The sequence below is a fragment of the Chryseobacterium sp. 'Rf worker isolate 10' genome, assembly GCF_050753305.1.
Taxonomy (GTDB): domain Bacteria; phylum Bacteroidota; class Bacteroidia; order Flavobacteriales; family Weeksellaceae; genus Chryseobacterium.
The window spans coordinates 189,155-211,992 of record NZ_JBOZOF010000004.1; the positions used below are offsets into that span (position 1 = coordinate 189,155).

The following is a 22,838-nucleotide window of genomic DNA, read 5'->3' on the forward strand; positions in this document are numbered from 1 at the left end:
TCTGAAAGGGAGTTTTATTATTTAGATTTTTTCGGAGCCATTGGTGGAGGCGATCCTTCTGTAATCTCCACAGTTGTTGCTTTTGCTTTTTCTGCTTTTACAATACCATTAACAAAATTTTCCATTTCATTTTTATTGGCATCAAACTGATTAGCATAGGTATGGGTAGATACACTGCAGTAACCTCCATTGGTAAGATAAAGGTTTGCTATATATTCAAAATCCAGCCCTTTAACATTGGCACCGTATTCTACATGAAGTACTTTAATCCCATTAACAGTTCTATATTCGGATTTTTTTAATTTAAAATAATCTGAATTTCTTTGAATAATAGGAATAAGAATATCTTTTAAATTCTTTAAAGTCTGAACCGGCATGATTTCGCTTCCGAATAATGCATACACTGTAGAATTTGAAATGTTATTAAACGCATATTCTACAAAGGTTGCACTTTCCGGAGCTTTTACTATTTTCCATTTTTTAGGATTGTAATAAAAGCCTCCATCTACATTTTTACTTTTTACAAGGAATGTAGATTCTTTTGTTTTTTCAAATGGCTCTTCATTCGTTATAATTGTCTCGAGAGTTTTTTCGTCACTTTCGTTTACAAATTTCCATGTTTTATTGTCTAAAAGAACAACTTCTTTCCCATCTTCTGTTAATGCTTTTACTTGAGACTGAGCAGAAAGTGACAACAAAATACATGCAGATAAAATAATTTTTCTCATTTTGAATATTATAGATTATTCAGGATAAAATCCGTCATTTTCTGATATAATTGTGGTCTAGTCTGTCCGCCATAGATCCCGTGGTTTTTATCCGGATAAGCCATGAAATCAAACTGTTTTTTGTTTTGAATCAAAGCTTCGGAGAATTCCATAGAATTTTGGAAATGAACATTGTCATCAGCCGTTCCGTGAATTAACAGGAATTTTCCTTTCAACAGATTAGCGTATTCCGTAGGAGAGTTTTTATCATATCCGTCGGGGTTTTCCTGAGGTGTTCTCATAAATCTTTCGGTATATACAGAGTCATAATATCTCCAGTTCGTTACCGGTGCTACAGCAATTCCCACTTTGAAAACATCAGCTCCTTTCGTCATTGCTAAGCTGGTCATATAACCACCGAAGCTCCATCCGAACATTCCGATTCTGCTCTTATCAACATAAGATTGGTTTCCGAACCACTTGGCAGCAGTGATCTGATCTTCAATCTCATATTTTCCTAAGTTCATATAGGTTACTTTCTTGTACTTTGCTCCTTTGTAGCCGGTTCCGCGTCCGTCCACACAAGCTACAATATAACCTTTTTGTACAAGGTGATTAAACCACATTGCATTTCCGTTATCCCATGAGTTAGCAACCTGCTGAGATCCTGGTCCTGAATACTGGAACATAAACAGAGGATATTTTTTATTCGGATCAAAGTTTTTAGGCTTCATGATCCAGGCATTCATTTGGTCACCTACAGCATTTGGAATGGTGATGAATTCTTTTTCAACAAAATTATCCGTTTTTAATTTCTGTAGCTGATCATTATTGTTCTGAAGCTCTTTCACTGCCTTTCCGTTTCCGTCCTTTAAAACATACGTGTACGGTCTTGAAGCGGTAGAGGAGGTTTCAATGAAATAATTATAGTTTTTGCTGAAATTGGCAGAGTTGTTCCCTTCTGCATTGGAGATCAGCTGAGATTTTCCGTTTTCAATATTCACTTTAGAAACAACCTTATTGATGCTACCTTTTTCAGTGGTCTGAACGTAGATCTCTTTTGATTTTGGATTAAAACCATAATAATCTGTTACCTCCCAGTTTCCTTTTGTGATCTGCTTTTTAAGTTTACCATCTTTGTCATACCAGTAAAGATGGCGGTTTCCATCTCTTTCAGAAGACCAAAGGAAAGAATCATCCTCAAGGAACTCTAGAGTAGGGCTGTCTGTGTCAATCCACTTATCATCCGTTTCGGTGAATAATTTCTGAACAGCTCCTGTTTTAGTATTTACTTTTAAAATATCTGAAGCATTCTGAATTCTTTCAGAAGTAACTAAAACAATTTCGTCCGCTTTTGCAGTCTGAAATACATTCGGGATGTAGTAGTTTTTGAAAGAACCTAAGTTCAGCTGCATTGTTTTCCCGTTATCAAGACGGTATAGCTGTGCTGAAACTACAGAGTTTTTCTCACCTGCTTTTGGATATTTGTAACGCATTTCAGCCGGGTAAAGGCTTTTTCCATAGATTGGAATATAGATTTCCGGAACCTGGCTTTCATCGGATTTTACAAATACGATAGCATCAGAATTCTTTGTCCACTCATATTGTCTTGCGTGTCCGAATTCTTCTTCATATACCCAATCTGCCAAACCATTAAGGATAGCATTTTTTTTACCGTCAGTAGTAATTTGTGTGATTTTTCCTGAGGCAAGATCCTGGTAGAACAAATTGTTGTCAGAAATGAATGCTACTTTTGTCGCATCCGGTGAAAATGTTGGCTCCTGAACCGTTTTGCCTTCATTCAGGCTGATTACTTTTCCGGATTTTAAATCTTTTACATCAAATTTCCCTAAAAAAGAATGTCTGTAAATAGGCTGGCTTCCTGTCTGTAGAAGAATTTTAGATTCATCATCAGAAAAAATATAGCTTTCAAACTTTCCGTCTACAAGATTTCCTTCTTTCTGCGAAGTTTTGTAAGAATATTTTGCAATCCCCGATGGTTCAATCACAAGATAGTTTTCACCGTTTTTCATCGAAGTAATCCCAGCGATCCCTTTTCCACGGTAATATCCTGAATATATTTTATCTAAAGTAATTTCCTGTGCTGATACACTTTGGAATACAGCAGCTACAGTAAGAGTTAATAGGAGTTTTTTCATTTTCAATTTTAATGATTCCAAATTTAATAATTCTTGCTTACATAACCATATAAAATAAAAATCAGGACTGTTGTCCTGATTCTGTATTTTCATTAAGCTTCGTGCATCGTTCCCGGGTCTTCTGTTTCCGGCGGGTAATATCCTTCAGGAGCACAGAAAGGATATGCAGCTGTGCAGGGAGAGTTTAATCCACCTCCAATCCACCAGGTTCTGATTTTGCAGGTCACTTCGTCTACACATCTTCTCATTCCGGGTAAAACACCTCCGTGTACTTCTTTTAATTGAAGTCTCGACATTTTTTTTAGATTTTTCATGGTAAATATTTTTTAGTTTTCGAATCTAAGGTAATAAAAAATATTCATTAACGAATTTCTTAAAAAAGGCAATTTGGCAAAAAAATTGAATATATAATAAGTATAAATCAAATCAAATGATAATTATGGAAACGAATGCATACAACCAGAAACTGAACCGTTATGTATTAAACGATCAGATTGTTTATACAGGTTTTTCCAGTTTTAACGACGCAGAAGAGTGCGCTCATAAAAAAGGAGGAACATTGGTGGAAGTAGTGTTTAGAGACGGAAATGATAACCCCGAAATTACTGATGAAGCAGGTTTGATAGAGAAAAAAATTCATTACCATGTGTATGCAGGCGATGAATACAAATTTATCCACTCCTCAGATCCCGGATTCAGAAAATATGCGGATGAACTGCAGAAAATTAAAGCAAGGAATGATAAAACCAGTCCGGATGAACGATATTTTGCCAATTTTGAAATTGAAAATATAGAAGACCCGATTATTGTGATCAAAAATGATCATTTTGAATCGGTAACATCGAGAGAGCGTTCAAAATATTTGAAACATGCCTGTGTTTATGAATTAGGGGTTTCCCTGCCAAAATCTTAAAAAATCGGATCATGAGCAAAACGAAATATTCAGACAAAGCTCAGGACAAAGTAGGAAAAGTAATGCACGAATTTAAGGAAGGAAAACTTAAATCTTCTTCCGGAAAGAAAGTGACCAGCAGAAAGCAAGCCGTAGCCATCGGTATTTCTGAAGCAAGAGAAGAAGGTTTAAAAGTACCTTCAAAGAAAAAAAGCAAATAAACTTTAATAAAAATGCCCGGAAAAATTTTCCGGGCATTTTGTATTGATAAGCGAAATTATAAAAATCACTAATTATCGTAATAAGTAATCGGATGGATTATTTCTCTTCATTATACAATATTCTATAATATTCATCCGCCATTCTGTCGCTATTGAAGTGATCTTTCACATCATTCATTGCATTGTGCTGGATTTTTCTCCATTGGTCAGGGCGGTCATAATAGATAGGAAGAATTTCATTTTCCAGAATTTCATATAATGTATTCAAATCATAATTGTCCTGCTCGTAGATGCTCATATTCTGATAATCAGCTTTTGGAACGACGAAAGAGTTTTCTCCATGCTTGGCAAATTCCGGGATCCAGCCGTCATCTGTGGATAAGTTGACAGAGCCGTTCATGGCTGCTGTCATCCCTGAAGTTCCTGAAGCTTCTCTTGGAACCCTTGGATTATTAAGCCATACATCAGAACCTTGCTTTAAAGATTTACTTAAAGAAAGCTCATAACCTGTAAGAACCGCTATATTTTTATGATATTTACTTTCTTCCACCAAAGTATTGAATGTAGAAATAGCAGAATAGTCCATTGGATAAGGTTTTCCTGCCCAAATGATCTGTACCGGATATTTCGGATTATTCAGAAGTCTGTAGAATCTTTCTTTATCGTGCAAAAGGAGATCTGCTCGTTTATAGCCTGCAAATCTTCTCGCCCAGACAATGGTAAAGACATTAGGATCAAATAAATTTCCTGTCTGGTCTGCAACGATGCTGAAAAGTTTTTTCTTTAAATATTTTTTACGGGAGTCAAAAACAGTTGCTTCATTTTCGTCTTTTGCGTTGTATAAAGGTGTATCAGACCAATATTTAAATTCCTGAGCGTTGGTAATAGAAGTAATTTCGCAAATGCCGGGATATTTACTCCACATCGCTCTGGAAACTACACCATGAAGCTGAGAAACTCCATTCGCGATTCTTGCCATTCTTAATGCACAAAGGGAATGATTGAAACGGTCATCATCAGAACCTTCAATGCTTTTTACTTCTTCCATGCTGTAACCGGAGAAATAAGACATGTCATAACATAGTTTGAAATTATGCTTTTCATTTCCTGCTTCTTCAGGAGTATGAGTCGTAAAAACCAATTTTTCTCTGACTTTACTAAGATCTCCGTTGTATTTTTTTAGAAGATGGAATGCTGCCGGAAGTCCGTGAGCCTCATTAAGATGATACACATCTCTTTCAACATTCATTTCGTCCAGTAGCTTAGCACCTCCTTTTCCTAATAAAATATATTGAGCAAGCTTGGTAGATTCATTGGCATCATATAGTTTGTGACAGATTGTTTTGGAAACATGATCATTTTCCGGAACATCTGTGGAAAGGAAAAACATGGGTGCCGTATTGAAAATTTCAGGATCAAGATACCATACCTTTACCCAAACCGGAGCACTGTGGATTTCGATTTGAAATTTTATTCCTGTGTCTTCAAGAAAGCTGTACATTTTCTTTGTCCATACCGGCTGTAAAGTCTGATCGTGGTTTCTCGCCTGATCATAATAACCGAACTTCCATAGGATACCGATTCCGATAAGATCCTGCTTAAGGTTGTAAGCACTCCTCATATGAGATCCTGCCAGAAATCCAAGTCCTCCCGAATATATTTTAAGTACCTGCTCAAGAGCAAATTCCATTGAAAAATAGGCCGTTCTTTTGGAGTATTGAGGGTTAATATTGTAAGGTATTCTGAAATTCTTAAAATCCATAAATATGTATTTGTGTTTAAAAAAGGCAAAGGTATTAATTATGAAAATAAACTTTACATTAATTAATAGATAAATTAATAGTAAAACTAAGTATCGAATAGTTTTTTTACTTATCTTTAAGTGTGTAAATTTTTGATTATCAAAAACTTTTAACGATGAAAGCCCATGGCTGCATGTGTTCTTTAATTAAATAAAAAAATCACACATGAAAAAGACGTTTTCTGAGGAAGATCTGATAAAGAATCTTAGCTTATACTACCTGAACAGGCATTTGAAAAAAAAGCCGATGGAAAAGTATCACCGTACGATAGACGAATCTCCGCTTCATGATCGTGAAAAATACAGAAAGAAATCAGAGATTCTTCTACTTAACTCCTTTATGCATCATTTCCCCGATGTGAAATTTGAAAACCTTACCTGCGAGAGTCCTGACTTTATCGCAAAGCTAAACGACAAAAAAATCGGAATAGAACTGACCGAAGTAATCAACCATCTGGAAATGAAGAAAGTGGAAAGTACTTTGAACAAGATGTTCCGTCAGGCAGAAATATTATTAGAACAGGAAGACACTACGAAATATCGTGGTGTTTATTTTTTAGAATTCCACCCGGAAACAAAATTTGATAATCTGGAAGTACAGCAGGAAAATATCATTAGTATCTATAAAAGCATTAAAAAAAGTAAAGCAATAGGCTGTGTAAAAAGCATCAGGAAATCTTTTCACCGAAGAAATGTATTTATTACCCATGAGTATAATATGAATCTTTTTGATGAGCTCTGCTCGGAGAAAATACTGGAGCTCATCGAAAAGAAAAATGAAAAATTTCCTTATTATGACACCTCTGTAGATGAATGCTGGCTGGTGATTGTCTCGGACATGAATTCTATCGCCTCAAGATATACTTTTATTCAGGATAAAGAACATTTGAAAGAAGTAAAAAGTCCTTTCCATAAAATATTCCACCTCGAAAATCTATGTGGAAATATTACGAGTATTAAATAAATTTCGTCATTTGGTTATTCTTTGCTTTAATTTGGAATAAGATGAATAATTTTAAATCATTTGGTGTTTTAATTTAAAATAGTTTAAAATTATATAGATTTTGTTGTTTGTAATTAAAATATGGGTATATTTGGTGTACGTTGAATATCAGTATGATGTATAACTAATAAACCACAAAAACATATAATCTATGAGAAAACTTTTACTTTTCATACTTCTTTGTATCTCTCATGCTTATTATTCTCAGGCAGATTGTGCTACGGCGCTGTCAGTTTGTGGAAACTCAAATATCACTTACAGCCCTACAGGATACGGTAACATAAAAGAATTGGTGAATTCCGGAAGTTGTATAGATTTTACCGGAGAGCACAATTCAATTTGGTATAAAATCACAATTGCTACCGGCGGAACACTTACATTCGATTTGGTTCCAAATAATCCGGATGCCGATTATGACTGGGCAATTTTTGGACCTAATGTTACCTGTGGAAGTTTAGGATCTCCAATACGTTGTAATGCTGCAACCGTTATCGGACCAGGTCCTGCAACAGGATTGAATATGACCAGTACTCTTTTAAGTGCTGCCGGAGGTTCTCTGACTCCTTATTGCAGATATCTGGACGTTTTGCCGGGACAAACGTATTATTTGTTTATTGACAACTGGGTAAGCGCTACAAGTTCTACAACAGCTCCATTTTCTTTAACCTGGGGCGGAACTGCAACATTGGCTTCTCCATTTACAGACCCAGGTATTCAGACCCAGCCATTTAATCCTCCAGGGATTCCTGCGGCAAATCCTGCAGACCCAAGAGAAGTTGTAATATGTTCTCCTACAGCCTTATTTGATTTTTCTACCCTGTCTGCGGGGATTCTTAATGGAAATCAGAACTTTGGCGTAAGTTATCACCTGACTCAGAATGATGCCTTAACAGGAAATAATCCGATTACAGCTCCTATAACAGTCAATACAACTACGGTTTATTATTACAGTATCAATTATACTGATCCCACTAATGCAACCAATCCGCTTAATAAATGTAAACAGGTTGGAACATTTAAATTCAAAAATGGAGCTATTACGGCTAATAATGTAACATTAACTGCCTGTAACAATAACAATGCAGGAACTGCATTATTTGATTTAACAACCGCTGACGTAATCGCCAATCCGAATGTTACTAAGAAATATTATCATACGATGGCGGATCTCAATGCCGGGATCAATGAGATTACAACTCCGATGGCCTTCGTATCTGCGGAAGGGGTTATTTATGTGAAAATAATATCCGAATTTGGCTGTATTGCCATTGCACAGATTACACTGAAGTTTAATCCGGTAGTGGTAGTGAATGAGGTCACCTTGAGATCATGTTTCATAGAAGCTAATCCATCCACAGCCTCTTTCAATCTCGTAAATGCGTCAGTAACAGGACAGACGAATCCTACGAAGAAATATTATCCCTCATTGTCAGACGCTATTAATCAAACCAATGAAATTTTGAATGCCAATAATTATATTGCACCTAATGGATTTGTGTATGTAAGAGTTTCCAATGCTCAGGGATGCTATGCCGTAGCCCGTATTACTTTAGTCGTTATTGCACCTGTATATTCTGATACGCTTAAGGATGTGACCATTTGTGCGGAAGACCAGACAACGCTGGATGCAGGAGCTGGATTTAAAAGTTATGAATGGAGTACAGGAGCTACTACAAGAACAATCAAAGTGGGAATCGGAGTATATTGGGTAAAACTGAAAACCGGAGAATGTATTACGACACAAACGGTGAAAGTACTTCCTTCCGATCAGCCTGTTGTTTCCGGTATTGATATTTCAAATAATACCATCACAATATCTGTTATAGGAGGAAATCCGGCTTATAAATATTCAATTGATAATATTATCTGGCAGGATTCCAATGTATTCAATAATCTTTCAAGAGGAGATCACAAAGTATATGTAAAAGATGCCTACGACTGCGATCCGATAGAAATAGGAATTGTGGTACCTAATCTGGTCAATGTGATTACCCCTAATGCCGATGGAGTAAATGATGTGATTGATTATTCTGCATTAGCCAATAAACAAAGCCTGATTATGAATGTTTTTGACCGATATGGTAACAAAATCTTCCAGGCAGACCGATCAAATGGCTATAAATGGGATGGTACCCAGGGCGGACGCAGAGTTCCTACCGGAACATACTGGTATTCTATCACCTGGAATGAAAATGATAAGAAGAATACGCCCATCAAATTTAGCGGTTGGGTACTGGTGAAAAATAGAGAATAAAGATCAATAAAATACATAGATAAAACCACTTCATCTGAAGTGGTTTTATTTTTTTAAAGTTGTTAAATTGGGTATCAAATTAGAAAGAATGAAAGACCTGTTTGTAAAACGTTTTGAATATTATAAATCGCTTGGTGATAAGACATTCGGCCAGCTGACAGATGATCAGATGTTCTGGCAGTACAATGAAGAAAGTAATTCTATTGCCATCATTGTAAAACATATTGCAGGAAATATGCTGTCGAGATGGACCAATTTCCTGGCAGAGGACGGAGAAAAACCATGGTGTAACCGTGACGGAGAATTTATTAATATCTTCACAACCAAAGAACAGGTTCTGGATTTTTGGGAACAGGGATGGAAGTGTTTTTTTGATGCCCTTGAAAAAATAAATGATGATAATCTCTATTCGGTAACGTATATCAGGGGTGAAGCACACCCGGTGATTGATGCTGTTCTCAGACAGCTGGCTCATTACCCATATCATATCGGTCAGATTGTTTATATCGCTAAAATGATAAAAAATGAAGACTGGAATACCTTGTCTATTGCCAGAAACCGTTCTCAAGAGTTTAATACTGAAATGAAAACGAAATTTTCAAGTCTTGAGCCTGATGCCAATTCATCACCTGTCTGCTTTCAAAACAGTCCTGAAGTAAGGGACGAATATAAACAATAGATTCAATCAATCTTGGATTATTATTAAAATTACTATCTTTGCACCCATAAAATTCAGGAGTAACAAATGTCTACTTTTCACAGAACTGCCGCGTTTCATACACTTGGCTGCAAACTTAACTTTGCAGAAACATCTACTATTGCCCGTCAATTAACAGATGCAGGTTATGACAAGGTAGGTTTTGATGATAAAGCGAATGTGTATGTTATCAATACCTGTTCTGTGACAGAAAATGCAGACCGTGAATGTAAACTTCATGTAAAAAGAGCAATGAAAGCCAATCCGGAAGGACTGGTCGTTATTGTAGGATGCTACGCACAGCTAAAACCTGAAGAAATTTCACAGATTGAAGGGGTTGACCTTGTTTTAGGTGCAAAAGAAAAATTCAATATTCTGAGCTACCTTGACGATTTGGAGAAATCTGAAAGTGAAGGAGTAGTTCATTCATGTGAAATTGAAGAAACCGACTTCTTTATCGGAAGTTATTCTATTGGAGACAGAACCAGAGCTTTCCTGAAAGTACAGGATGGCTGCGACTATAAGTGTACTTATTGCACCATTCCGTTAGCCAGAGGAATTTCACGTTCCGATACTATCGAAAATGTTCTCAGAAATGCCACTGAAATTGCTGCAAAAGACATCAAAGAAATTGTTCTTACAGGGGTGAATATCGGTGATTATGGTAAAGGAGAATTTGGAAATAAAAGACACGAGCATACGTTCCTTGATCTTATTTCGGAATTGGATAAAGTAGAAGGGATTGAAAGAATCCGTATATCTTCTATTGAACCCAACCTTTTAAAAGATGAAAGTATAGAGCTGGTTTCTAAAAGTAAAAGCTTTGTTCCGCATTTTCATATCCCTTTACAGTCCGGAAGCGATGATCTTTTGAAAAAGATGAAACGCCGTTACCTGACAAAACTGTACAATGACAGAGTAAACAAGATCCGCGAGGTAATGCCTGATGCGGCTATCGGTGTAGACGTTATTGTAGGGTTTCCGGGAGAAACAGAGGAATTATTTATGGAAACTTATAATTTCCTTAATGAACTTCCTATTACTTACCTTCACGTATTTACCTATTCAGAAAGAGAAAATACGGAGGCTGCTGCAATGGACGGTATTGTTCCGATACCTGAAAGAAAAAAACGTAATAAAATGCTTAGAATTCTTTCTGAAAAGAAGAAAATGGCATTCTATCAGACACAACTTGGAAAAACACTTCCAGTTCTTTGGGAGCACGAAAATAAAGACGGGAAAATGTTTGGCTTCACAGAAAACTATGTGAGAGTCCAGAAAGATTTTGATCCTGCATCAATAAACCAAATCGAATTTCTAAATTTAGAAAAAATCCTGTCAGATGGCACGGTTTCTGTGCAATCTTCTTACCAAAGTTTTTTAGCAAAAGCATAGGCTCTTTGCAAAAATTCTACTAAATTTATTTTTAAACTTTTAAATACTACATTCATGAGAGATAAGTTTTTATCTTGGGGAATTGTATTAGTAGCTGCTACATGGATTATAGCACTGCTGATCAGAGCGCATTATTGGATACCAACGCTGTTATCCGCCATCTATGCATTGGGTGTTTACAATGCTTACCAGTCGAAACATGCTATTTTGAGGAACTTTCCTGTATTGGGATACTTCAGGTATTTTTTCGAAAGTATTTCACCCGAAATGCAGCAATACTTCATTGAAAGGGAAACAGACGGGAAACCATTTCCAAGAAATCAGCGTTCTGCAGTATACAGACGTGCAAAAAACCTAAGTGATACCGTAGCCTTTGGTACACAACTGGAAGTGAATCACAGAAAATATGAAGGCATCAAGCATTCTATTTATGCCAAATCACCATCAGAAGAACTTCCGAGAGTATGGGTTGGAGGAGAGCAGTGTACACAGCCTTACCATGCGTCATTATTCAATATTTCTGCAATGAGTTTCGGAGCATTGAGTGACAGAGCTCAGATTTCATTAAACAGAGGCGCAAAAAAAGGAAATTTTTACCATAATACAGGAGAGGGAGGAATTTCACCTCACCACATGGAAGGAGGTGATCTTTGCTGGCAGATTGGGACAGGATATTTCGGATGTCGCGACGCAGAAGGAAAGTTCAATCCTGAGCTTTTTGAAAAATATGCTACACTCCCTAATGTGAAAATGGTTGAGATCAAATTATCACAGGGAGCTAAACCAGGACACGGAGGAGTACTTCCGGGCGTAAAAAATACTCCGGAAATTGCAGCCATCCGTCACGTAACACCGGGTATGACCGTTATTTCACCACCATCACACACTTCATTTTCTGATGCAGCAGGACTGCTGAGGTTTGTACAGCATTTGAGAGAACTTTCAGGAGGAAAACCGGTAGGCTTTAAGCTTTGTATCGGAGATACCAAAGAATTTGAGGACATCTGCGTTCAGATGAATGTATTGAAAATTTACCCTGACTTTATTACCATAGACGGAGCAGAAGGAGGAACAGGAGCTGCACCACCGGAATTTTCGGATGGAGTAGGGATGCCATTGGAACCCGCTTTGATCTTTGTGAACAGAACACTTAACAATTACAACGTAAGAAATAAATTAAGAGTCATTGCCAGTGGGAAAGTTCTTACCAGTCTGGATATTCTGAGAGCTATTTCAATGGGGGCAGATATGTGTAACAATGCCAGAGGATTTATGTTCTCTTTAGGATGTATTCAGGCGTTGAGATGTAATACAAACAACTGTCCTACAGGAGTTGCTACACAGGATAAAATGCTTATCAAAGGGCTTGATGTAACTGATAAGGCCGAAAGAGTATATCACTTCCATAAAAACACACTTCATACCTGCAATGAACTGATTGCTGCTGCCGGAAGAAGTTCTTATGAAGAGGTAGATGCTACCATGTTTATGAGAGGAGATGAATTCGACCACCTTGCAGACCTTTATTTCCCGGATATCTTAGGAAATGTAAAACAGAAGGCAAGATCTTAAACTGATAAAAATATCAATATAAATAAACCCCGCAATAATCATTGCGGGGTTCTTATTTTATGTAAACTTTGATGTTATATCTTATGGTCTTGTAGCTCTGTTATACACCTGGAAGTTGAAAACAAAAGTCTTGTTTCTTAATGAAATTACCTGGCTGTAACCTGGATAATTGTAAGGGAAATAAGGATCTCTTGCGAAAGCTGCTCTTGAAGGAACAATAATTACCCCCTGAAGGTTATAGGGTGATGCAGTAGGATAGTTATTAAATGCTTTAAATTTTTGCATTGCTTCACGGAATCCTTCAATCTCATAGTAACTTCTTTGTTTTGCAGCATCAGTAGTTGCATTTTCGATCAATGGATCTTTTTTACCGTCTACATCAGAAATATAATAGAACTTAGGGTCAATCGCAGGAATTCCAGTCCCATTGATTGTATTCATGAAATCTGTAGCAGCAGTAAATAAAGACTGTCCGTCTGTATTGATCGCCAGATAAGTAGTGGCTTTCATCATTACTTTAAGAATATCCGTGCTGCCAATAACCTGTTCTTCTGCTGGTGAAGGCTGTGCTCCGTTTCTCATGATATAAATAGTTCCTGAAGGAAGTGTTACAGGACTCAACTCAGATAATTTCTTTTCATTATCATCTGAAGTATCTGTGGAACTAAAAGCTTTTACATTTCCCTGCGCATCCAGATAATTTTCATCCATAAATTTCTTAATGGCTTGATCATCATAGGTGTTTTGAGTATTAATGTCTTCCGGCTCTACATAGGTTGACGTGTCATCATCTTTCTTACAAGCAGAAAAACACAAAGATCCTGCAAGGATATATAAAAATATTTTTTTCATTTCAAAAAACTTTAATTACTTTACAAATAATATAACGGCAAAAGTATAAAAAATTATGAGAATAGATAAATTTTTATGGAGCATTCGTTTTTATAAGACGAGAAGTATTGCAGCAGAGGAGATTAAAAAGAATAGAGTTTCTATAGGAACGTCTGCCGTAAAGTCATCTAAAGAGGTAAAAGAAGGAGATACTATTAAAATCCGTAAGAATCAGATTGATTATAAAATAAAGGTAATTCAGATTCCTAAAAGCAGAATAGGAGCCAAATTGGTTTCACTTCACATACAGGATGTCACAGATAAAGAGCAGTACGAATTATTGAAACTTCGTAAAATGTCACAAGACTATTACAGAAACAAGGGAGAAGGAAGGCCTACCAAAAAAGACAGACGAGAGATGGATGATTATGTAGGAAATGATATTGATTCTGATTTTACAGATTGGGATGATTTCTTTGGTGAGACAGGTGATGAAGGAGAAAACGAAGATTAAAATAACAATGAAAAGCTCTAGAGATAGAGCTTTTCTATTATTTCTGTCACAATGTCTTCCGGTTCTCTGGAATCTGTACCTACCGTAAACTGTGCTTTACTGTAAAACTGATTTCTTTCAAACAAGTGTTTAGCGATGAATTCCGGGAGGTCTTCATCGGAAATATTGGCAATCAACGGCCTTTTTTCTTTCTGTTTTGAAAGTCTTTCAACCAACGTTCCTACTGAACTTCTTAAAAAAACACTTTTAGAGTTATGATTGATGATCTCCATATTATTATAATACACAGGAGTTCCTCCACCAAGGCTTAAAACTATATTTTCGGCAGAAGCCAATATCTCTTCCAAGGCCTCTCTTTCCAGCTTTCTAAAGTAAATCTCACCCCTTTTTTCAAATATTTCCGGAATGGTTAATTTATTTCTTCTGGAAATCTCTTTATCGAGGTCAATCAATTTAAAATTGATTTTTTCGCTTAATATTTTGGAAATGTGAGATTTGCCACTTCCCATGTATCCGATCAATGAAATTACCATGAAATTTTTTTTAACAAATTTGCGAAAAAGTTTTGAGATAAAGAAAAAAGTCATATCTTTGCACCACTTAAAACAAGGGACATTACTTAAATGAAAACTTGTTGCACAAGTGGCCGACTCGGTAGCTCAGCTGGTAGAGCAATACACTTTTAATGTATGGGTCCTGGGTTCGAATCCCAGCCGGGTCACTAGCAATAAATATTACTTATTTTGTAATTTTATTGCCTGCGTGGTGAAATTGGTAGACACGCCATCTTGAGGGGGTGGTTTCCTAAGGATGTGCTGGTTCGAGTCCAGTCGCAGGCACTGCAAAGAAAATTTTATAATTAATATTGAAATTTATTTCATTTTAATTGTGGCCGACTCGGTAGCTCAGCTGGTAGAGCAATACACTTTTAATGTATGGGTCCTGGGTTCGAATCCCAGCCGGGTCACAAGTTTACTGAAAAGTAAATTTTTTTCATATTAATATTTTGTGATTTGGTGTTTCAAAGGCTTCCTTCAGGAGGCCTTTGATTTTTGTATTAAAACTGAATAAAAGAAACAATAATTATTATCAATAAAAAACTCTGACAGCTATGGTCAGAGTTTTTGTTTTTATAAATATATAAGGATATTGTCTTAATCCAGGTGCATGTTATCAATCAATCTTACGCCATCTACCACTACAACAATAAAGGCTCTAAAATTTCTGTCTTTATAGAAAAAATCAGTTTCCTGTAAAGTGTTTTCGTCGGCAATCAAAAAGTATTCAAGCTTCATTCCCTGCTGATCATCAAAAATATCTGTCACCCTTTCCTTTATTTCCGGTATCGTAACTGTTCTGAACCAATCGTTTACTTTCTTTAATGTTTCGTAAATAAGTTTTGAGGCTTCTTTTCTATCTTCATGAAGTCTTTGGTTTCTTGAGCTTAATGCTAATCCGTTTTCGGCTCTGTAGATAGGAACTCCGGTTATTTTAACGGGAAGATGCTTTTTCTCTACCATTTTCTTAATAATAGCAAGCTGTTGAAAATCTTTTTCTCCAAAATAAGCACTGTCAGGCTGTACTTGTCTGAAAAGCTCTTCGACAACGGTTCCCACTCCGTCGAAATGCCCAGGTCTTGATTTTCCTTCCATTTCATTTTCCAATCCGTCAAAATCGTAACGCTGGCTTTCAGTTTTCTCAGGGTAAATATCTGCTACCTCAGGAATATAAACAGCATCTACAAGCCCGGAATTTTGAAGGATAAGTATATCCCTGTTAATATCTCTTGGGTATTTTTCAAGATCTTCAGGATTGTTGAACTGGGTAGGATTTACAAAAATTGAAGAAATAACAAGGTCATTTTCTTTTCTTGCCTCTTCATACAGAGAAAGATGGCCTTTGTGCAAAGCGCCCATAGTAGGGGCAAAGCCAATTTTTTTTCCCATTTCTTTCTGTCTTTCAATGAAATCCTGAAGGACTTTCCTGTTTTTTATAACTTCCATAGTTTATTTTAATACTATTTCAAAAATACTAAAAATATCGTATAATAATATGTACTTTTAATAATTTGGGATAGGGAATTTTCGTAAAAAAATGTTAATTAAAATAATGTTGGATGTTTTTTTGTAATTTTGCACATTAAAGCATTTTTACAAAAATTAGATAGAAAGTTTATGCCGAATCAAAAAATACTGTACATTACTACAGAGATGTATCCATATCAAGAAGACACGAATATGGCTGCAGTGGTAAACAAAATGGCACTTAAGATGCACCAAGAAGGCAATGATGTAAGAGTTTTTATGCCAAGATTTGGACAAATAAGTGAGAGAAAGTTCCAGCTTCATGAAGTAATCCGTCTTTCAGGGATGAATATCATTATCAATGACCTGGACCAGCCTCTGATCATTAAAGTAGCGTCTCTTCCGGGGGAAAGACTTCAGGTTTACTTTATTGACAATGAAGAATACTTCAAAAGAAAACAATATTATTTCGACGATGAAGGAACCCCTTTCGAAGACAATGACGAAAGAGCTATTTTCTTTGCAAGAGGAGTTATTGAAACCATTAAGAAGCTAAACTGGGTACCAGATGTTATTCATTTGAACGGATGGATGTCTTCTTTTGTTCCAATTTATCTTAAAACTTACTACGAATCAGATACTTATTTCAAAGACGCAAAAATCGTACTTTCTCTGTATAATGAGAAAGATGCTGATCTGGATAAAAAAATCGACGAAAAACTACAGTTTGATAATATTTCAGGATTAAAAGCGTTAGATAATCCAACAATTAAAAGTTTTGTTATCGAAAGTATGAACTATGTAAATGCCGTTGTGAAAGGTGACGAGTTTCTGGATGAAGACCTGGATAAGGCTTTCAACGAAACAGCCATCGAAAAGTCGGAATATCTTGACATAGATTCTATTAATCAACTTTATTAAAAACACATTTTTAATGACTCATACTCTTAAAAGGACATTCGCCATGCTTTTATTGGCGATTTTCGGAAGTACAATCCTTTATAACTGTGAACCTGATGCAGATTCTCTTGGTGAGCAGTTGTTTAATAATGACGCAGCACAAGGTAATGAAATATCATATGATGTGGTTGCATACAATTATAATAATAATGACTCTATCAGAAGTGATGCTGCCAGATTGATCAATGGATTGAATGAAAGCGGTGGAGCCTTAACAGTAGGTGTTCTTGGAGCATTTACAGAAAGTCAGTTCGGAATGCAGAGAGCTTCTTATCTTACTCAGTTAAGAATGCCTGTAGATAATTTTGATTTTAATGGTGCAAACCCAAAAGTAGACTCTGTAGTTCTTGTGGTGAGACCACCAGCCAATACCATTTCGAATACTTATTACTTTGAAGGAGATTCATTAAAGACCAATACATACGCGAAAACTGATTTTCCGGTAGATGGTGTCGCTACAGAAGTTTCTATTGAGAAGAAAACATATCCTGTTCGTAAATACGGTAAAATAGGAGGTGCTTCAAAATCAATGAAAATCAATGTACACGAGATCACTACATTCCTGGATTCAAATGATGATAGTTTCAAACGTTCCAATAAGACTGTAAGTACTGGTGAGCTGTTAGGATCAGGAGTATTTGACGGTAACGTAAGCGCAATCTCTATTACTAAAAAATCTGATAACTCGGTTGTATTCACAGGAAATCTTGGATACAGACTGAAACTGAGCAATACAGACTTTTTCCAAACTCATATTCTTGATAAAAAAGGAAAGCCTGAACTTCAGGATGCTTCCAACTTTATCAGATATTTTAAAGGAATCAGAATTTCTGTGGATGAAACGGATAAATACCTTTACCAGTTCTCTCCTAATGATCTGCAGCTTATCATGTATTATAAATATGATAAAGTAGATAACGGAACCACTACAAGACCACAAACAAACCTTGTCTTCAATGTAGGAGGTCTTAATGCTCACATTGGACAATATGAATTCAACAGAAGTGGAACTCCGTCTGCAAATGCATTGGCATCAATTAATACCAATGATGGAGATGCAAAACTTTACGTTCAGGGTATGGGAGGTCCTTCTGCAGTTGTGAAAATTAAGGATGAAACGATTGCTGCTCTTAGAGATATTTATACAAAAGATAAGATAGGTATTTTAAGTGCTAAGATCAGAGTATATCTGGATCCTGCAAGCTGGAAAAATACCAATTCAACAGAAGATCGCAGGTTTACAGTGAATCCAATGAAGGCTGATGGAACTCTTGATTTCTCAAAATTAGCTTATTCATCAGACTTATTAGCTGGTCTTGGGTTATATAGCTACAATGAAAGTAAAGGGTACTACGATTTTGTAGTAACAAAAACTCTTAAAGATCTTGTTGAAGGGAAAACAGAAAAGGATGCGAGTGGAAATGATCAGCCAATAACTAATAAACCATTATGGATCAACGCAGGAACATTTGCTGCAGATGCTACAGGAAAACTTTTAGGAGTTCGTAATACAACAAGAGCATTTGATATGAATAGAGTTATTCTTACAGGTTCATTAGACAAAACAAATGCGAATAGAGTCCAGCTTAAAGTGACTTACGCTACAAAAAAATAAATACAATTAAAAAAAACACTAGACAAAATATATGTGCGGAATAGTAGGATATACAGGTTTTCAAGACGCTTACGAAGTTGTAATCAATGGTCTTAGAAGATTAGAATATAGAGGATATGACAGTGCCGGAATTGTTTTAGAAGGTTCAGACAATAAGCTTGAAGTGGAAAAAACAAAAGGTAAAGTTGAGGATTTGGTGAATATTTCGAAAGAATTAAAAGGAACATCTAAAATTGGTATGGGGCACACGCGTTGGGCAACCCACGGAGTTCCCAGTGACAGAAATTCCCACCCGCACTTGTCAAATAACGGAAAAATAGCAATTGTACATAATGGGATCATCGAAAACTATGATACTATTAAAACAATGCTTACTGAAAAAGGATTTACTTTCAAATCAGAAACAGATACAGAAGTATTGGTAAATCTTGTTCAGTATTTTATGGATCTTAAATCTGAAACCGATTTCCCAACTGCAGTAAGATATGCATTGAATGAGGTATATGGGGCATATGCAATCACTGTACTTCATGAAGATTATCCGGGAGTATTGGTAGTAGGAAGACTGGGTTCTCCTTTGGCAATCGGAATCGGAGATAAAGAATATTTTATTGCATCTGATGCTTCTCCTTTCGTAGAATTTACAAAAGAAGCCATTTATCTTGAAGAAGGACACATGGCTACAATCTCTCTTGAAGGAGGTGTAGATATCAGAACTATTAATGATAACTCTAAAATTGAACCAGAAATTCAGGAGCTTAAATTTAGCCTTGAGCAGATTGAAAAAGGAGGTTATGAGCATTTCATGCTGAAAGAAATCTTTGAACAGCCTAAATCCGTACACGATACCATGAGAGGTAGACTTCTTGTAGATGAAGGAGTGATCAAAATGGCTGGAATCTGGGATCATGTTGAGAGATTCAAAAATGCCAACAGAATTATCATTATTGCTTGTGGTACTTCATGGCATGCAGGTCTTATCGGAGAATATCTTATAGAAGAGTATGCAAGAATTCCTGTTGAAGTAGAATATGCATCAGAATTCAGATACAGAAATCCAATTATTACAGATAAGGATGTTGTGATTGCCATTTCTCAGTCTGGAGAAACAGCTGATACAATGGCTGCTTTAAAACTGGCAAAAGAAAAAGGTGCATTTATATATGGTATATGTAATGTTGTAGACTCTTCAATCGCTAGGATTACAGATGCAGGTTCCTATACGCATGCCGGCCCTGAAATTGGGGTTGCTTCTACAAAAGCATTTACAGCACAGCTTACTATTCTTAGTTTAATTGCACTTAAATTAGGAAAACACAACGGAAACTTAGGAAACGCTGAATTTATGAGCTTAATTGCTGAGCTTGATGCCATCCCTAAGAAAATTGAAGAAGTGTTGAATACGACCCATGAGCTGACTCAGAATATTGCAAAAGATTTTGTGAAAGCTACAAACTTCCTTTATTTAGGAAGAGGGTACAATTATCCTGCTGCCTTAGAGGGAGCATTAAAATTAAAAGAAATTTCTTACATCCATGCAGAAGGATACCCGGCTGCAGAAATGAAGCACGGTCCTATTGCCCTGATTGATGAAAATATGCCAATTGTAATTATAGCGCCTAAAAAAGGTCACTATGATAAAATTGTAAGTAATGTTCAGGAAATTAAAGCGAGAAAAGGAAAAATTATCGCTGTAGTTAATAAAGGAGACCGCCAGGTGAGCGAAATGGCAGATTATGTTATTGAAATCCCTGAAACTTCAGAATGTTTCTCACCTATCGTTGCTTCCGTGCCTCTGCAACTGCTTGCTTATTATATAGCAGTATATAGAGGAGCTAACGTAGATCAACCGAGAAACCTTGCAAAATCTGTAACCGTGGAGTAAAAAGTTGTTGTAAATAAAATAAATTTAGATTTCTTCCGTTATTTCAAAAAAAATCTTAAAAGTTTCTTAAAAAAATTATATATTTACGGCTTAATTATAAAAATTAACATGAAAAGGATATTTCTTTTATTATTGTCTGCGTCGGTAGCATCGGTATCTTGTTCAGGTGGTGGCAGCTCTTCTGTAGGGAAGCCAGGAACAAAAGGAGAATTGATACCAAGAGAAAAAACTAAATCATTTGTTGCGGAAAGACCATACGGAATGGTCGCAATTCCTGCAGGTTCATTTGTTGCTGGTTTAGCAGACCAGGATCCAACAAATACTCCTGAAAAAGCAGCATTGAAGACAGTTACTGTTTCTTCTTTCTTCATGGATGAAGCAGAAACTACCAACTCGGAGTACAGAGTATTTATCAATTATGTAAGAGACTCTATTGCGAGAACTTTACTTGCTGAAGCTGCCGGAGAAGGTGGTGATGAAGGCGGACGTAAAGGAGCTGCAATAGGTGATTATGCATATCTTGCTAAAAAAGAAGAAAATTTAACACCTTATCAAGAATATATGGAAGGCCAGGGTGGCCGTGAAGATGGAGGATATGATGCTAGCAAAAGGTTAGATTGGAAAATTCCTTTACACTGGAGTACAACAAAATATCCAGATGTAGAATACGCAGAGGTTTTAGAATCTATGTATCTGCCTTCTTCTTCAAGAATCGGAAACGAGAGAATTTTAGATGTAAGTAAGCTGAAATATACTTACCGTTGGGGAGATATGGACGCTGCTGTTGCAGATAACGAAAGAGGAGCAAACTACCTGAAAAGCGAAAGTATTGCGATCTATCCTGATACTACAGTTTGGGTAAAAGATTTCCACTTTGCTTACAATGAGCCATTATTTGAACAATATTTCTGGCACAAAGCTTACAAAGACTATCCTGTAGTTGGAGTAACATGGGATCAGGCAAGAGCTTATTGTAACTTCAGATCTAAATTGAAAACTGATTACAACGAAAGTTTAAAAAGAAAAAAACAAAGACCATTAGAGTTCCGTCTTCCAACAGAAACAGAATGGGAATATGCTGCAAGAGGTGGAATGCAAAATGCTACTTACCCTTGGGGTGGTCCATATTTAATGGATGACAGAGGTTGTTACCTTGCTAACTTCAAACCGAAGAGAGGTAACTACATGGAAGACGAGAAAAAAGGTACTTATACATATACAGCTCCAGTTAAGAAATTTAAGAAAAATGGGTTTGGGTTATTTGATATGGCTGGAAACGTTTCTGAGTGGACATTATCTTCGTTTAACAATTCTTCATCTGGATTCTCTTCTACATTAAATCCTTCTACTAAAGATAAAAAGGATACGAAGAAATCTGTAAGAGGTGGATCTTGGAAAGATATAGGATATGCCCTGATGACAGGTGCTAGAGATTGGGAAAGAAAAGATTCCGCAAGAAGCTATATCGGATTCAGAACTGTACAGGATATTCCTGAAGCAGCTGTTAAACCAAGAAGAGTTAACAGAAATTAATCAGACAATTTTTCAATAACAATTTTATTTAACATTAAAAAAACTAACTCAATATGTTTAAGACTAAAGATGCTTGGATGAATTTCTTTTATTCATTCGGTGCTGCAATTGTAATTCTTGGAGCTTGGCTTAAAATTACTCACATTTCCTATGGACCAATTAATGGTAATGTTGCCCTTACCGTGGGGCTTATTACTGAGGCAATTATCTTTATCATTTTTGCATTTGACCCTCCAAAATCAGAAGAGTCTTATGCCTGGGAAAATGTTTATCCTGAGTTATTAGATAAGCATGCTAACCCAAATCCTTTACACTCTAATGTTTCTTCCAGAAATAATAACGCTGCAGCTCAGTTTGCTGAATTAGAAAACTCTCTTTCAACTAAATTGGACAAAATGCTTGAAGATGCTAGATTAGACGTTCAATTATTTGAAAGACTAAGAACAGGTATTGATAAATTTTCAAACTCTGTTGATCAGATCAATCAAACTGTTGACGTATCTGCTTCTACGCATAAATATAATGACCAATTAAACAAAGCTGCTCAGCATATGGAAAGCATGAATGCTCTTTATGCAATGCAATTGGAAAACGGTAAAAAACAATCAGAATTTGCTAATAAATATGTAGCAGATATGCAGAAATCTGCAGAACACTCTGAGAAATTCAACCAGGAGCTACAAGGTTTAACATCTAATCTTAATAACTTAAATAGAGTTTATGGTGGTATGCTAACTGCTATGAAGTCTTAATTCCTAACCATTTCTAAATTTAA

The 22,838-nt window shown here is 36.2% G+C and carries 20 protein-coding genes and 3 tRNA genes; 16 read left to right on the forward strand and 7 right to left on the reverse strand.

Annotation, left to right across the window (positions count from 1 at the left end):
* Positions 1–17 precede the first annotated feature (17 nt).
* The 3 genes from LKL37_RS18800 to LKL37_RS18810 all read right to left on the reverse strand — a co-directional run bounded on the left by LKL37_RS18800 (position 18) and on the right by LKL37_RS18810 (position 3,180).
* A complete protein-coding gene (locus tag LKL37_RS18800; protein WP_431611985.1) occupies positions 18–728 on the reverse strand; it encodes a hypothetical protein in 711 nt (236 codons plus the stop codon).
* 8 nt (positions 729–736) lie between these two features.
* Positions 737–2,866, reverse strand: a complete 2,130-nt coding sequence (locus LKL37_RS18805; RefSeq protein ID WP_431611986.1) for a S9 family peptidase — start codon at positions 2,864–2,866, stop codon at positions 737–739.
* A gap of 92 nt (positions 2,867–2,958) precedes the next feature.
* The gene (locus tag LKL37_RS18810; RefSeq protein ID WP_431611987.1) at positions 2,959–3,180 is read right to left on the reverse strand and encodes a bacteriocin-like protein; all 222 of its coding nucleotides are present in this window, start codon (positions 3,178–3,180) and stop codon (positions 2,959–2,961) included.
* Positions 3,181–3,305: 125 nt separating this feature from the next.
* Here LKL37_RS18810 and LKL37_RS18815 point away from each other — a divergent pair, with 125 nt between their 5' ends.
* Together LKL37_RS18815 and LKL37_RS18820 are read left to right on the forward strand one after the other, a co-directional pair.
* A complete protein-coding gene (locus LKL37_RS18815; protein WP_047377895.1) occupies positions 3,306–3,779 on the forward strand; it encodes a hypothetical protein in 474 nt (157 codons plus the stop codon).
* An 11-nt stretch (positions 3,780–3,790) separates the two neighbouring features.
* A complete protein-coding gene (locus LKL37_RS18820; RefSeq protein ID WP_431611988.1) occupies positions 3,791–3,979 on the forward strand; it encodes a DUF6496 domain-containing protein in 189 nt (62 codons plus the stop codon).
* A 97-nt stretch (positions 3,980–4,076) separates the two neighbouring features.
* Here the strand turns inward: LKL37_RS18820 and glgP are convergent, their stop codons facing one another.
* Complete coding sequence (gene glgP / locus LKL37_RS18825) at positions 4,077–5,741, reverse strand: alpha-glucan family phosphorylase (RefSeq protein WP_431611989.1); 1,665 nt, start codon at positions 5,739–5,741, stop codon at positions 4,077–4,079.
* A 205-nt stretch (positions 5,742–5,946) separates the two neighbouring features.
* Here glgP and LKL37_RS18830 point away from each other — a divergent pair, with 205 nt between their 5' ends.
* The 5 genes from LKL37_RS18830 to LKL37_RS18850 all read left to right on the forward strand — a co-directional run bounded on the left by LKL37_RS18830 (position 5,947) and on the right by LKL37_RS18850 (position 12,701).
* Positions 5,947–6,744, forward strand: a complete 798-nt coding sequence (locus LKL37_RS18830; RefSeq protein ID WP_431611990.1) for a hypothetical protein — start codon at positions 5,947–5,949, stop codon at positions 6,742–6,744.
* 190 nt (positions 6,745–6,934) lie between these two features.
* Positions 6,935–9,037, forward strand: a complete 2,103-nt coding sequence (locus tag LKL37_RS18835; RefSeq protein ID WP_431611991.1) for a T9SS type B sorting domain-containing protein — start codon at positions 6,935–6,937, stop codon at positions 9,035–9,037.
* 88 nt (positions 9,038–9,125) lie between these two features.
* Positions 9,126–9,716: a DUF1572 family protein gene (locus LKL37_RS18840; RefSeq protein ID WP_431611992.1), complete on the forward strand. Its 591-nt coding sequence runs from the start codon at positions 9,126–9,128 to the stop codon at positions 9,714–9,716.
* 66 nt (positions 9,717–9,782) lie between these two features.
* On the forward strand, positions 9,783–11,129 hold the full coding sequence (gene mtaB / locus LKL37_RS18845) for a tRNA (N(6)-L-threonylcarbamoyladenosine(37)-C(2))-methylthiotransferase MtaB (protein WP_431611993.1): 1,347 nt from the start codon (positions 9,783–9,785) through the stop codon (positions 11,127–11,129).
* 54 nt (positions 11,130–11,183) lie between these two features.
* The gene (locus tag LKL37_RS18850; protein WP_431611994.1) at positions 11,184–12,701 is read left to right on the forward strand and encodes an FMN-binding glutamate synthase family protein; all 1,518 of its coding nucleotides are present in this window, start codon (positions 11,184–11,186) and stop codon (positions 12,699–12,701) included.
* Between the two features lie 81 nt (positions 12,702–12,782).
* Here the strand turns inward: LKL37_RS18850 and LKL37_RS18855 are convergent, their stop codons facing one another.
* Entirely contained in the window at positions 12,783–13,553 is a 771-nt protein-coding gene (locus LKL37_RS18855) for a hypothetical protein (RefSeq protein WP_431611995.1), read from the reverse strand.
* Between the two features lie 55 nt (positions 13,554–13,608).
* On the opposite strand from LKL37_RS18855, the gene LKL37_RS18860 reads away from it, so the two are divergent.
* Complete coding sequence (locus LKL37_RS18860; RefSeq protein ID WP_431611996.1) at positions 13,609–14,046, forward strand: RNA-binding S4 domain-containing protein; 438 nt, start codon at positions 13,609–13,611, stop codon at positions 14,044–14,046.
* 17 nt (positions 14,047–14,063) lie between these two features.
* On the opposite strand, the gene LKL37_RS18865 is transcribed toward LKL37_RS18860, so the two are convergent.
* Positions 14,064–14,579, reverse strand: coding sequence for a shikimate kinase (locus LKL37_RS18865; protein WP_431611997.1), 516 nt, complete (start codon positions 14,577–14,579; stop codon positions 14,064–14,066).
* Between the two features lie 115 nt (positions 14,580–14,694).
* Between LKL37_RS18865 and LKL37_RS18870 the strand changes: the two genes are divergently transcribed.
* The 3 genes from LKL37_RS18870 to LKL37_RS18880 all read left to right on the forward strand — a co-directional run bounded on the left by LKL37_RS18870 (position 14,695) and on the right by LKL37_RS18880 (position 15,013).
* A tRNA-Lys gene (locus tag LKL37_RS18870) sits at positions 14,695–14,767 on the forward strand.
* A gap of 35 nt (positions 14,768–14,802) precedes the next feature.
* Positions 14,803–14,885 (forward strand) — tRNA-Leu (locus tag LKL37_RS18875).
* A 55-nt stretch (positions 14,886–14,940) separates the two neighbouring features.
* Positions 14,941–15,013: transfer RNA gene (locus LKL37_RS18880), tRNA-Lys, on the forward strand.
* Positions 15,014–15,200: 187 nt separating this feature from the next.
* On the opposite strand, the gene panC is transcribed toward LKL37_RS18880, so the two are convergent.
* A complete protein-coding gene (panC, locus tag LKL37_RS18885; protein WP_431611998.1) occupies positions 15,201–16,049 on the reverse strand; it encodes a pantoate--beta-alanine ligase in 849 nt (282 codons plus the stop codon).
* 171 nt (positions 16,050–16,220) lie between these two features.
* Here panC and LKL37_RS18890 point away from each other — a divergent pair, with 171 nt between their 5' ends.
* The 5 genes from LKL37_RS18890 (at position 16,221) to gldL (ending at position 22,815) form a co-directional block, all read left to right on the forward strand.
* Entirely contained in the window at positions 16,221–16,991 is a 771-nt protein-coding gene (locus LKL37_RS18890) for a glycogen/starch synthase (RefSeq protein ID WP_431611999.1), read from the forward strand.
* Between the two features lie 13 nt (positions 16,992–17,004).
* On the forward strand, positions 17,005–18,645 hold the full coding sequence (locus LKL37_RS18895; protein ID WP_431612000.1) for a DUF4270 family protein: 1,641 nt from the start codon (positions 17,005–17,007) through the stop codon (positions 18,643–18,645).
* A gap of 31 nt (positions 18,646–18,676) precedes the next feature.
* Complete coding sequence (gene glmS / locus LKL37_RS18900; protein ID WP_431612001.1) at positions 18,677–20,530, forward strand: glutamine--fructose-6-phosphate transaminase (isomerizing); 1,854 nt, start codon at positions 18,677–18,679, stop codon at positions 20,528–20,530.
* A gap of 108 nt (positions 20,531–20,638) precedes the next feature.
* Complete coding sequence (gldK, locus tag LKL37_RS18905; RefSeq protein ID WP_105704375.1) at positions 20,639–22,063, forward strand: gliding motility lipoprotein GldK; 1,425 nt, start codon at positions 20,639–20,641, stop codon at positions 22,061–22,063.
* A 53-nt stretch (positions 22,064–22,116) separates the two neighbouring features.
* Complete coding sequence (gene gldL / locus LKL37_RS18910) at positions 22,117–22,815, forward strand: gliding motility protein GldL (RefSeq protein WP_431612002.1); 699 nt, start codon at positions 22,117–22,119, stop codon at positions 22,813–22,815.
* Positions 22,816–22,838 lie beyond the last annotated feature (23 nt).